A 12,378-nucleotide genomic window follows, 5' to 3' on the forward strand; every position below is an offset into this window, starting at 1 on the left:
GGAGGTTGTCCACAGGCGGCGGGCCGTGATCTTGTCCAGCCGTTAGTGTGGGCCTCCGTCCGAGACGCCCCGTTGCCCTCCCCGGGCACAGGCGTCCACCGCAGTCCAGCGAACCGGGGCCCGTACCTCGATGTCCGAGCACAGCCATTCCGCGGTCCAACACGGCACCGCCACGACGCCGTTCGACTCGACGCGCCCAGCGCCGGTCGATCCGACCCGCTCGGCGCTGGTCGATCCGACCCGCCCACCCGAGTTTCCGCGTCATGTGGTCACCGCGGTGCTCGTCTCCCACGACGGCGCCCGCTGGCTGCCCGACGCGGTCGCAGGGCTGCTCGCCCAGGAGCGTCCGGTGCAGAACGCCGTGGCGGCCGACACCGGCAGTGCCGACGACTCCGCCCAGCTGCTCACCGAGGCCCTCGGCTCCGACCGCGTCCTGCACCTCGCCCGGCGCACCGGTTTCGGCCAGGCCGTCGAGGAGGCCGGCCGCGCCGCGGCCGTGCTGACCCCGGACGACCTGCCCTACCTCAAGCGCCCCAGCGGCTGGGACCCCGTGACCCGCACCTGGCGGGACGAGGCGTACGACATGCCGGAGCTGCCGTTCGGCGAGCCCGTGCAGTGGCTGTGGCTCCTGCACGACGACTGCGCCCCCGAACCGGACGCCCTGGCCCAGCTCCTGCGGGTGGTGGAGAACGAACTGGAGCTGGGCCGCGACGACGTGGCCGTCGTAGGGCCCAAACTCCGCGGCTGGTACGACCGCCGGCAGCTCCTCGAGGTCGGCGTCACCATCGCCAACTCCGGCCGCCGCTGGACCGGCCTGGACCGCCGCGAACAGGACCAGGGTCAGCACGACCATGTGCGTCCGGTGCTCTCCGTGTCCACGGCCGGCATGCTGGTCCGCCGCGATGTCTTCGAGCAGCTCGGCGGGTTCGACCGGCACCTGCCGCTCATGCGCGACGACGTCGACCTGTGCTGGCGCGCCCAGGCCGCCGGGCACCGCGTCCTCATCGCCCCTGATGCGGTCGTACGGCACGCCGAGGCGGCCTCCCGAGAGCGCCGCACCGTCGACTGCGTCGGCCGTACCGCGGCCTCCCCGCACAAGGTCGACAAGGCGGGCGCCGTCTACACCCTCCTCGTCAACGCCCGCACGGCACAGCTGCCGTGGGTCCTGCTCCGCCTGGTGTTCGGCACCCTGCTGCGCACACTGGCCTACCTCGTCGGCAAGGTGCCCGGACAGGCCCTCGACGAGATCCGAGGCCTGCTGGGAACACTGCTGCGGCCCGAGCGGATCATCGCAGGCCGACGCAGGCGCGGCCGTCCGCAGGCCGGAAAGGACGAGCTGCGCCCGCTGTTCCCGCCGCCCGGGGCGACCGTCCGGGCCACCGTCGAGCAGGTCGCGAGCAACCTGGTGGGCCGCTCCGACCCCGAGGTCTCCTCGGCCGGCCGGCACGGCGGCGCCACGGAGTCCGGACCCGGCGGCGACGACGCCGACTTCCTGGAGGTCGAACAGTTCGCGCGGCTCAAGCGCATCGCCCGCAAGCCCGGACCGATGCTCTTCGTCGTCCTCCTGCTCGTCTCGCTCGTCGCCTGCCGCGGTCTGCTCGGCGGTGGCGCGCTCGCGGGCGGCGCGCTGCTGCCCGCGCCCGCCGACTCCTCCGAGCTGTGGTCGCGGTATCTCGACGCCTGGCATCCGGTGGGCGCGGGGGGCACGCACTCCGCGCCGCCCTACATCGCGCTCGTCGCCCTGCTCGCCGCGATCCTGTTCGGCTCCACCGGACTCGCGGTCACGGTGCTGCTCGTGTGCTCGGTGCCGCTCGCCGGATTCACCGCGTACTTCGCCTCGCGTCCGCTCGTCGAGTCGCGGCTGCTGCGCGCGTGGGCGTCCGTCGCGTACGCGTTTCTGCCCGCCGCCACCGGCGCCCTCGCCGGCGGACGCATCGGCACGGCGGTCCTCGCGGTCCTGCTGCCGCTCATGGCGCGCGCGGCGATAGCAGCCGGCGGACTCGCCCACCGGTCCGGCGCCCGCGGCAGCTGGCGCGCGAGCTGGGCGTACGCCCTCCTGCTCACGATCACCACCGCGTTCACACCCGTCGTCTGGCCGATCGCCCTGGTCCTCGGCCTGGCGTTGCTCGGGGTGCGCAGGAACGACGTCGTCGCCCACGGGCTGCGCTTCCTCGCCCAGTTGGGCACGCCGCTGCTGATGCTGGCCCCCTGGTCGCTGTCGCTGCTGCCCTTCGGCTTCTTCAAGGAGGCCGGTCTCGCCTACGGCAAGAGCGCGGCCTCGGCCTCCGACCTGCTCGGCGCGAGCCCGGGCGGCCCCGGCACCGTCAGCGGGCTGATGCTGCTCGGCATCGTGCTCGCCGCGCTGGCCGCCCTGATGCGCACCGAGCGCCGGGGAGGCATCTGGACGGCATGGGCGGTGGCCCTGGTGGCGCTCGTCTTCGCGGTTCTGTCCAACGGTTCCACCTGGGCCGGACCCGCGACCCTCGTCTACGGCCTCGCGCTGCTGGCCGCCGCCGCGATCGGAGCGGACGGCGCACGCACACGCGTGGCCGAGCAGAGCTTCGGCTGGCGCCAGCCGGTCGCCGCGCTCATCGCGTTCGCCTCCGCGGCCGGGCCGCTGCTCATCGCCGCCGGATGGATGATCCGCGGCGCCGACGGGCCCGTGGAGCGGCGCGACCCGGTGCAGGTGCCGGCGTTCGTCGCCGAGGAGGGCGGCACCAGCGACCAGGCCCGCACCCTCGTCCTGGACAGCGACTCCAGCGCGCGTGTGGGCTACACCCTGGTCCGCGGCTCCGGCGCCCGGCTCGGCGACGGCGAACTCGCCGCGGGCGGCGGCAACAAGCAGCTCGACAAGGTCGTCGCCAACCTGGTGGCGGGTTCCGGCGCCGACCAGGCCGACGAACTCGGCGGCTTCGCCGTGCGCTACGTACTCGTCCGCAAGGGCGCGCCCCGCGAGATGGGCCGCGTCCTGGACGCCACGCCCGGTCTGACCCGGCTCAGCCAGCAGGACGGCAGCGCCCTGTGGCGGGTGGACCGGCAGGTCTCCCGCGCCGCGATCGTCACCGGCTCCGCCGCACCGCAGCCCGTCCCGGCAGGACCCGTCGACATCCACACCACCATCCCCTCCGGCGGCGCGGGCCGCATCCTGCGGATCGCCGACACCGCGGAGCCGGGCTGGACCGCCACCCTGGACGGCACACCGCTCACCCGGACCACGGTCGACGGCTGGGCGCAGGGCTTCCAACTGCCTGCCTCCGGCGGCAGGTTGAACGTCACGTACGAGGCGCCGCTCGGCCACACCGCCTGGCTGTGGGCGCAGGGCGCGCTCGCTGTCGTGCTCGTGGTGCTCGCCCTGCCCGGGCGCCGCCGGGACATCGACGACGACCTGCCCGAGGAGCGGTCCGTGCCCGCGCAGGACACCACCGGCGAGGGCCGCAGGGCCCGCCGTCTGCGCGCCCAGGCGGAGACCGCCCAGGACGCGGAGGCCGCCCAGGACGAGACGCCTCCTCCTCCGCAGGAGACCCCCGCCCCCGCTGCCGTCCCGCAGCAGCCGTCCTACGGCGAGTGGGACACGGCGGGCTACGCGGGCACCGAGTACGGCACGTACGGAGCCGAGCAGTACCCGGGTGCGCAGCAGTACCCGCAGGGCACCTACGAGCAGGGCACGTACGAGCAGCACCCGTACCAGGCCGACCCCTACCAGGGCGCCCAGTACGACCCGTACGCCTACGGGAACACGGCGCCCTACGACCCGACGTACACCCAGGGCTACGCCACGCCGTACGACCCGGCACATGGCACCGACAGTGAGCGCCCCGACGGGAGCCAGCAGTGAACCGCACGACCCTGTCCCTGATCGCCGGCGCGACCGCGCTCGCCGCCGTCACCGGATTCGCGGCCCTCACCGCCCCGGCAGCGTCCGGCGGCGACACCGCCAGGACTGCCGCCCGGCTGCCCGTGGAGCAGACCCGGCTGCTGTGCCCCGAGCCGAGCACCTCCGACATCGCCGAGACCTCGTACACGTCCTTCACGCCCGTCGCGCAGGGCGTCGGCGGCAGCGGCAAGGCCGAACTGACCGCGGCGACCGCGCAGTCGGCGGACGGCTCGGGGCCGGCATCCGGCTCGGGGTCGGGTTCCGGAAAGGGCGGCAAGACCAGTAAGAGCGGCAAGAGCACCAAGACCCAGTCCAACGCACCGACCCTGACCCCCAAGGAGCCCGGCACGCCGGTCACCGGGGACAGCTCCGGTGCCGACACGCCCGCGCTCGTCGGCACCGCCACGGGCCGGTTCGCGCCCGGCTGGACGGTCCAGGAGACGACCCAGGTCGCCGCGGGCAGCGGCCGCGGGCTGCTCGGCACCAACTGCACCGCCCCGGACACCGAGTTCTGGTTCCCGGGCGCCAGCACCGTCGCGTCCCGCACTGACTATGTGCACCTCACCAACCCCGACGACTCCGCCGCGGTCGTCGACATCGAGCTGTACGGCAAGGACGGCAACCTCAAGTCGACGGTCGGCGAGGGCATCACCGTCCAGCCGCACTCCAGCGAGCCCGTTCTGCTGTCCACCCTCACCAACGCACAGGAGGCCGACCTCACGGTCCACGTCGGCGTCCGCAGCGGCCGCGTCGCCGCCGCCGTACAGGCCCTCGACGACAAGCTGGGCGGCGACTGGCTGGCGGCCTCCACGGACCCCGCGGGCTCCCTGGTGATGCCCGGCATCCCCAAGGACGCCTCGGACGTCCGCCTGGTCGCCTTCGTGCCGGGCGACGCCGACGCCGACCTCAAGGTGCGCCTGTCCTCGTCGTCCGGGCAGATCACCCCGGCCGGGAACGAGACGCTGCACGTGAAGTCCGGCATGACCACCGCCCTCGACCTCGGCGACGTCACGCGCGGAGAGGCGGGCTCCCTGGTGCTGACGCCCAACGGCAGCCCGGTCCCGGTGGTCGCCGCACTGCGGGTGGTGCGCGGCAAGGGCGACAAACAGGAGACGGCGTTCATCCCGGCCACCGCGCCGGTGTCCGCGCGCGCCTCGGTCGCGGGCAACACCGCCAAGGGCACGACGCTCGCACTGAGCGCCCCGGGCGGCACGGCCACGGTCAAGGTCACCGCGTCCGCGGGCAGCGAGGGCGGCACGGCGGTGACGAAGCAGTACACGCTCAAGGGCGGTACGACGCAGGACGTGGACGCGCCCGTGCCGAGCGGACTCAAGGGCGCGTACGCGCTCACCGTGGAGCCGGTCTCGGGAGGACCCGTCTACGCCGCCCGCACCCTCGAGACGACCAGCGAGGGCGTACCGGCGTTCACGGTGCAGACTCTCCCGGACGACCGGGGCACGGTCGCGGTGCCGGAGGCGGGCCAGGATCTGTCGGTGCTGCTGAAGAAGTGACGGCCAGGGGCGCTCCGGCCTCCGGCGATCAGTCCTCGCCGTAGCGCGGATCCACCGTCTCCGGGGTGAGCCCCAGCAGCTCCGCCACCTGCTCCACGACCACCTCGTGGACCAGAGCGGCCCGCTCGTCACGGCTCTTCGTGCGGATCTCGACCGGGCGGCGGTAGACGACGACCCGTGCCCGGCGGCCGTCGGCGGCCGGGATCGTGCCCCCCAGGGGCACGGCCTCGTCGTTCCAGCCCGCGCCGGGGCCGTCGAGGCGGGGCACCTCCAGCACCAGGAAGTCGATGTCGGCGAGCTGCGGCCAGCGCCGCTCGAGTCGTTCCACGGAGTCCTGCACCAGATCCGCGAACACCTCGGCACGGCTCGCGGAGAGCGGCACCTGAGGCGGTGCGACGGGGCCGCGCATGCCTCTGCCGTGGCGGTCACGGCGGCGGGGCCCGGGTGCGGCTGCGCGGGGCGGTACGGGGGTGTCCATCACTGACGAAGCGTAGTCCTCGCCGGGGTCCCGTGCCCGGGTCCACGCGGCAGCGCACCCTCACGCCGCCCCCTGTCCAACCGGCCCGCCGGGGGGCGGGCCGGTTGGACAGGGCACCGAGGCCGTACGGCATGTCACAGGATGACCATTCCAGCCAAGCTTGGGCTCGATTCGGTATGTCTCCGAGACCGTCGGCATCAAGAAAATTGACGAGGTTTGTACCAAGTGGTGACCGGTTTCAGCGCCGTCCGGTTTCTCCGCCGAGGGAGTCGATGCAGGTCACTGAGGCGCGCCGGAAGGGGCGTGTGGGGCGTTTCACAGCACGACACGGTGGAGTGACCTGGGGGAGAGTCGTCGCGGCCCGCTCAAGAGTGCGGTACCGTCCAACGTCGTGAGCCCTGTACGTCGCTGTTCGCGCACCGCTTGCGGCCGACCCGCCGTCGCGACGCTGACGTACGTCTACGCCGACTCGACCGCGGTCCTCGGCCCGCTCGCCACCTACGCCGAACCCCACTGCTACGACCTGTGCGCCGAACACTCCGAGCGCCTGACCGCGCCGCGTGGCTGGGAGGTCGTCCGGCTCCTGGACGGCTCGGCTCCCGCGCGCCCCAGCGGCGACGACCTCGAAGCGCTCGCCAACGCGGTCCGCGAGGCGGCCCGCCCCCAGCAGCGGGCCGCGGAGGCGGGCGGCGGCGCTCGTACGGCGGACCCGATGGAGGTCGCCCGCCGTGGTCATCTGCGGGTGCTGCGCTCACCGGACAACTGATCCCGGCGCTCACCGTCAACTGATCCCGCGCTCACCGGACAGCTGATCCCGGTATGAACTCCGTGGGAACTGTCCGCCCAGCCCACCCGAGCCACCGCAGGGCATGAGTCCCAGCAGGTAGTTTGGGGTCATCGTTGAGACCTCAGGAGGGTTTGGCCGTGACTGCTGATCTGTCACAGATCGTGAAGGCGTACGACGTGCGCGGGGTTGTCCCGGACCAGTGGGACGAGCCGCTCGCCGAACTCTTCGGCGCGGCCTTCGCTCAGGTGACCGGCGCGGACGCGATCGTGATCGGCCATGACATGCGGCCCTCGTCCCCGGGACTGTCGGGTGCCTTCGCGCGCGGGGCGGCCGGACGCGGCGTCGATGTCACCGAGATCGGCCTGTGTTCGACGGACCAGCTGTACTACGCGTCGGGCGCGTTCGACCTGCCGGGCGCGATGTTCACCGCCTCGCACAACCCCGCGCAGTACAACGGCATCAAGATGTGCCGGGCGGGCGCGGCCCCGGTCGGCCAGGACACGGGCCTCGCCGAGATCCGCGCGCTGGCCGAGCAGTGGCTGGAGTCGGGCGCGCCGGAGCCCGTTCCGACGCCGGGAACGATCACGCAGCGGGAGACGCTGGACGACTACGCCGCATACCTGCGCTCCCTCGTCGATCTGACGTCCATCCGCCCCCTGAAAGTCGTCGTCGACGCGGGCAACGGCATGGGCGGGCACACCGTGCCGACCGTCTTCGCGGGGCTGCCGATCGACCTGGTCCCGATGTACTTCGAGCTGGACGGCACGTTCCCGAACCACGAGGCGAACCCGCTCGACCCGAAGAACATCGTCGACCTGCAGCGGCGGGTGCGCGAGGAGGGTGCCGACATCGGTATCGCCTTCGACGGCGACGCCGACCGCTGCTTCGTCGTCGACGAGCACGGCGACCCGGTCTCGCCGTCCGCGATCACGGCGCTGGTCGCGGCCCGCGAGCTCGCCAAGCACGGCGGGAAGGGCACGATCATCCACAACCTGATCACGTCGTGGTCGGTGCCCGAGGTCGTACGGGAGCACGGCGGTACGCCGGAGCGCACGCGCGTGGGCCACTCCTTCATCAAGGCCGAGATGGCGCGTACCGGAGCGATCTTCGGCGGGGAGCACTCCGCGCACTACTACTTCAAGGACTTCTGGAACGCCGACACGGGCATGCTGGCCGCCCTCCACGTCCTGGCGGCCCTCGGCGGCCAGGAGGGCCCGCTGTCCCAACTGGTCGCCGAGTACGACCGCTATGTGGGCTCCGGCGAGATCAACTCCACGGTCGACGACCAGAAGGGTCGCCTCGCCGCGATCAAGTCGGCGTACGAGGGCCGTGACGGCGTCGAACTGGACGAGCTGGACGGCCTGACGGTCTCGTCCGCCGACTGGTGGTTCAACGTCCGCCCCTCCAACACCGAGCCCCTCCTCCGGCTGAACGCGGAGGCGAGGGACGAGGCGACCATGGCGAAGATCCGGGACGAGGTACTGGCGATCATCCGCGCCTGACCCCGCGCGGCACGGCTCCCCTTCTCCCCCGCGAACCCCGTGGGGCGAGCACTGAGGAGGGGGAGCCGTGCCTTGCCCAACCCCCGCACGCCGCCCGCCGCGGCGGTACTCTGACCAGGCCAAGCGCACCCGCCCCGAAGGGACCCCTCATGCCGCTCGAAGCCGGCCTCCTCGAGATCCTCGCCTGCCCGGCGTGCCACGCCCCGCTCAAGGAGGAGGAGAGCGAGCTGGTCTGCACGGGCCAGGACTGCGGCCTCGCCTACCCCGTTCGGGACGGCATCCCGGTCCTGCTCGTCGACGAGGCCCGCCGCCCCGCGTAACGGACCCGGCGATCGGAGGCTGCCGCCCATGCTCGACGAATCGCTGCTCGACGACCCCGAGGCGCTGGCGCGCGCCGACCGCCGCGCACTGCTCCGAGGCGCCGCCGAGGCCGGCGCCCGGGTCCGCACCGCCGTGCGGCACGCCGCGGAGGCAGGGATCAACGACCTGAAGCCCGACGGCCGCCCCCGCGCCGTCCTCATCGCCGGCCCCGGCACCGCCTCCGTGGGCGTCGCCGAACTGCTCGATACCCTCGCGGGCGTCGCCTGCCCGGTCAGCCGCATCCACCCCACCGGTGTCGCACCGGCCGCGGGCGCCCTGCGCTGGGAACTGCCCGGCTGGGCGGGCCCCGTCGACCTGCTGCTGATCGCCACACCGGACGGCACCGAACCGGGCCTGGCCCTCCTGGTCGACCAGGCCTACCGTCGCGGCTGCACCGTCGTCGCCGTGGCCCCCGACCGCTCCCCGATCACGGACTCGGTGGTCGGTGCCCACGGCCTGTTCGTCCCGATGGCCACTGCCCCCTACGAGCAGGAGGAACCCCTCACCGCGGCCGCCCCCGGTGTCCTGTGGGCCCTGCTCACCCCGCTGCTCGCCCTCCTCGACCGCACCGGGCTGCTCTCCGCGCCGCCCGACATCCTGGAGAAGGTCGCCGACCGCCTCGACCAGGTCGCCGAGCGCTGCGGGCCGGCCATCGCGACCTACAGCAACCCCGCAAAGAACCTCGCCGCCGAGCTGGCCGAGTCGCTCCCGGTGATCTGGACGGAGGGTGTCTCCGCCGCACCGGCCGGCCGACGCTTCGCCGCCGCGCTCGCCGAGTTGGCCGGCCGCCCCGCGCTCACCGGGCAACTGCCCGAGGCGCTCGCCTCGCACAGCGTTCTGCTGTCCGGCGCGCTCGCCGCCGGTGCCGACCCCGACGACTTCTTCCGGGACCGCGTCGAGGAGGCACAGGCCCTCCACGCGCGGGTGGTGCTGCTGCGCGACCGCCCGATCGGCGGCCTGAGCGCGGCTCCCGCCGCACGCGATCTGGCCCTTAGCCACGACACCGCGATCAGCGAACTCGAACCTGAGGACGGCGGCGAACTGGAGACCCTCGCAGAACTGATCGCCATCACGGATTTCGCCGCTGTTTACGTGGCGCTTGCCTCGGGGGCCTGATCTGGGCTCACGGCCCCTGACCCGCGGCCCGCCGAGCAGCGTACATACGGAGAAAGACACCCATGGATCGCCTCGACAACACCATCCGTCCCTATGCCTGGGGTTCCACCACCGCCATCCCCGGCCTCCTCGGCGTGGAGCCGAACGGTCAGCCACAGGCCGAGATGTGGATGGGCGCCCACCCGGGCGCACCCTCGCGCACCCCGCGCGGTCCCCTCGACGAGGTGATCGAAGAAGCACCGGAACAAGAGCTGGGGAAGCACACCGTCGCCAAGTTCGGACCCCGGCTGCCCTTCCTGCTGAAGATCCTCGCTGCCGGCGCCCCGCTCTCCCTCCAGGTGCACCCCAACCTGGACCAGGCCAAGGAGGGCTACGCCGACGAGGAGTTCCGAGGCATCCCGATCGACGCGCCCCACCGCAACTACAAGGACGCCAACCACAAGCCCGAACTGATCTGCGCTCTCACCGAGTTCGAGGGGCTGTGCGGCTTCCGCGCGCCCGACGCCGCGGCCGAACAGCTCGCGGGTCTCGACGTCGACTCCCTCAAGCCGTACGTCGACCTGCTGCGCGCACACCCGGAAGAGGCCGCCCTGCGCGAGGTCCTCACCGCGATTTTGAGCGCCGACCGCGAGGACATGGCCGGCACGGTCGCCGAGGCCGCGGCCGCCTGCGAGCGCCTCGGCGGCGTGTACGCCCCGTACGCCGAGCTCGCCCACCACTTCCCCGGCGACCCCGGCGTGATCGCCGCCATGCTGCTCAACCACGTCCGACTCCAGCCCGGCGAAGCCCTCTTCCTCGGCGCCGGTGTCCCGCACGCCTATCTGAACGGCCTCGGCGTCGAGATCATGGCCAACTCCGACAACGTCCTGCGCTGCGGCCTGACCCCCAAGCACGTCGACGTCCCCGAGCTGCTGCGCGTCGTCCGTTTCGAGGCGGGCGACCCCGGGGTCCTGCGTCCGGAGGCGTCGCCCGACGGCGAGGAGGTCTACGAGACCCCCATCGACGAGTTCCGCCTGTCCCGTTACGTCCTCCCGGAGGGCGCCGCCCCGCACGACCTGACGCTCACGACCCCGCAGATCCTGCTGTGCACCGCGGGTTCCGTACGCGCCGGGGAATACGTCCTCGGACCCGGTGAGTCGGTCTTCGTACCGGCGGACGAAAAGGCCGAAGTGTCCGGCCCCGGCACGGTCTTCCGGGCCACGGTCGTCGTCTGATCCGGTCTCCTGCCGACCGCGGCGGACCGCTCAACCGGCCCGCCGCGGCGCCGTCGTACCGGGCTGCAACAATGGCCCACCGGCAAAGGGCGGGCAAAGGCCCGGACCTGGCCGCACGGCATACGACCGGGTTCGGGAACGGCGTACGAAGGGACAACGCGAACACATGAGCGCGTCAGGCGGCACCAGGGCGATCGTGGCGGCACTCGGCGCCAACCTCGCGATCGCGGCATCGAAGTTCGTGGCGTTCGCCTTCAGCGGTTCCTCGTCGATGCTCGCCGAAGGCGTCCACTCGCTCGCGGACTCCGGCAACCAGTTCCTGCTGCTGATCGGAGGCAAGCGCGCCCAGCGCGAGGCGACCCCGCAGCATCCGTTCGGCTACGGCCGCGAACGTTTCATCTACGCCTTCCTCGTCTCGATCGTCCTCTTCTCGGTCGGCGGCATGTTCGCCATCTACGAGGGCTACGAGAAGATCCAGCACCCCCACCAACTGGAGAACTGGTACTGGCCCGTGGGCGTGCTCGTCTTCGCGATCATCGCCGAGGGCTTCTCGTTCCGCACCGCCATCAAGGAGTCCGACGAACTGCGCGGCACGCTGTCCTGGGCGCAGTTCATCCGCCACGCCAAGGCGCCAGAGCTGCCGGTCGTCCTCCTGGAGGACTTCGGCGCGCTCATCGGCCTGGTCCTCGCGCTCGGCGGCGTCGGCCTCTCGCTGCTCACCGGCGACGGCATCTGGGACGGCATCGGCACCGTCTGCATCGGCGCGCTCCTCGTCCTGATCGCCCTCGTCCTCGCCGCCGAGACCAAGTCCCTGCTCCTGGGTGAGGCCGCGGGCCTCGAGGACGTCAAGAAGATCGAGGCGGCCGTCGTCGACGACGAGACGGTCACCGGCATCATCCACATGCGCACCCTCCACCTCGGCCCCGAGGAACTGCTGATCGCCGCCAAGATCGCTGTCCGGCACGACGACACGGCCGCGCAGGTCGCCGCCGCGATCAACGCCGCCGAGGCCCGCATTCGTGCCGCCGTCCCGATCGCCCGCGTCATCTACCTGGAACCGGACATCTACAGCGAGGCCGAGGCGGCCAAGGGCCCGGACCCCGAGGCGACGCCCGGAGGCCCGCCCCGGACCACCGGACACTGAGCCCCGTGCCCGGCAGGGCGAGATCGAGGGCGCGGCACCCCTGGGTGTTCTGTGCCGGTTCCGTTCCCCGCCCCGTGATCGGCGCAATGTGTACGCAGGCGGACTGGGGGCGGCTGGGTCCTCCGGTGTAGCTTGGGACGGAGCCAGACGTCGCTGCTGATGGCGGTCGGGCGGCCCACGCGGGCCGACCGAGGGAGAGAGGGCCTCCGACGGACTGCGCTGCGCGCACGTGGGCATGCCTGTGTGCCCTCTTTCGGGCACCTCGGTGCCCTCCGCCGCGCAGACCAGCCGTACCCACCTCGACCCGAATCCGAGGAGCAGCTCGCAATGACGACTGTCGAGAACCGACAGGACTTCAAGGTCGCCGACCTCTCCCTGGCCGAGTTCGGCCG

At 72.7% G+C, this 12,378-nt stretch carries 9 protein-coding genes; 8 read left to right on the top strand and 1 reads right to left on the bottom strand.

All coding sequences use genetic code 11. The features are described 5' to 3' along the window. The first annotated feature begins 130 nt into the window (after window positions 1-130). Together AAW14_RS15720 and AAW14_RS15725 are read left to right on the top strand one after the other, a co-directional pair. Window positions 131-3,835 carry a glycosyltransferase family 2 protein gene (locus AAW14_RS15720; RefSeq protein WP_265564350.1) on the top strand — a complete coding sequence of 1,235 codons (3,705 nt, stop codon included), beginning with the start codon at window positions 131-133 and terminating at the stop codon, window positions 3,833-3,835. Continuing rightward, window positions 3,832-5,385: a DUF5719 family protein gene (locus AAW14_RS15725; RefSeq protein WP_265564353.1), complete on the top strand. Its 1,554-nt coding sequence runs from the start codon at window positions 3,832-3,834 to the stop codon at window positions 5,383-5,385. Before AAW14_RS15720 ends, AAW14_RS15725 begins: the two co-directional genes overlap by 4 nt. A 28-nt stretch (window positions 5,386-5,413) precedes the next feature. On the opposite strand, the gene AAW14_RS15730 is transcribed toward AAW14_RS15725, so the two are convergent. Further along, a complete protein-coding gene (locus tag AAW14_RS15730) occupies window positions 5,414-5,863 on the bottom strand; it encodes a metallopeptidase family protein (RefSeq protein WP_265564355.1) in 450 nt (149 codons plus the stop codon). Between the two features lie 391 nt (window positions 5,864-6,254). Here AAW14_RS15730 and AAW14_RS15735 point away from each other — a divergent pair, with 391 nt between their 5' ends. The 6 genes from AAW14_RS15735 to AAW14_RS15760 all read left to right on the top strand — a co-directional run bounded on the left by AAW14_RS15735 (window position 6,255) and on the right by AAW14_RS15760 (window position 11,986). Further along, the gene (locus AAW14_RS15735; RefSeq protein WP_265564357.1) at window positions 6,255-6,629 is read left to right on the top strand and encodes a DUF3499 domain-containing protein; all 375 of its coding nucleotides are present in this window, start codon (window positions 6,255-6,257) and stop codon (window positions 6,627-6,629) included. A 158-nt stretch (window positions 6,630-6,787) separates the two neighbouring features. Then, on the top strand, window positions 6,788-8,152 hold the full coding sequence (locus AAW14_RS15740) for a phosphomannomutase/phosphoglucomutase (protein ID WP_265564359.1): 1,365 nt from the start codon (window positions 6,788-6,790) through the stop codon (window positions 8,150-8,152). Between the two features lie 149 nt (window positions 8,153-8,301). Beyond that, entirely contained in the window at window positions 8,302-8,472 is a 171-nt protein-coding gene (locus AAW14_RS15745; protein ID WP_079102319.1) for a Trm112 family protein, read from the top strand. Window positions 8,473-8,500: 28 nt separating this feature from the next. Continuing rightward, window positions 8,501-9,628 carry an SIS domain-containing protein gene (locus AAW14_RS15750; RefSeq protein ID WP_265564362.1) on the top strand — a complete coding sequence of 376 codons (1,128 nt, stop codon included), beginning with the start codon at window positions 8,501-8,503 and terminating at the stop codon, window positions 9,626-9,628. 62 nt (window positions 9,629-9,690) lie between these two features. Continuing rightward, a complete protein-coding gene (gene manA / locus AAW14_RS15755) occupies window positions 9,691-10,842 on the top strand; it encodes a mannose-6-phosphate isomerase, class I (RefSeq protein WP_265564364.1) in 1,152 nt (383 codons plus the stop codon). 166 nt (window positions 10,843-11,008) lie between these two features. Then, on the top strand, window positions 11,009-11,986 hold the full coding sequence (locus AAW14_RS15760; RefSeq protein WP_265564366.1) for a cation diffusion facilitator family transporter: 978 nt from the start codon (window positions 11,009-11,011) through the stop codon (window positions 11,984-11,986). The last annotated feature ends 392 nt before the right edge of the window (window positions 11,987-12,378 follow it).

This window comes from Streptomyces hygroscopicus, from assembly GCF_026168105.1.
GTDB classification, from domain to species: domain Bacteria; phylum Actinomycetota; class Actinomycetes; order Streptomycetales; family Streptomycetaceae; genus Streptomyces; species Streptomyces hygroscopicus_D.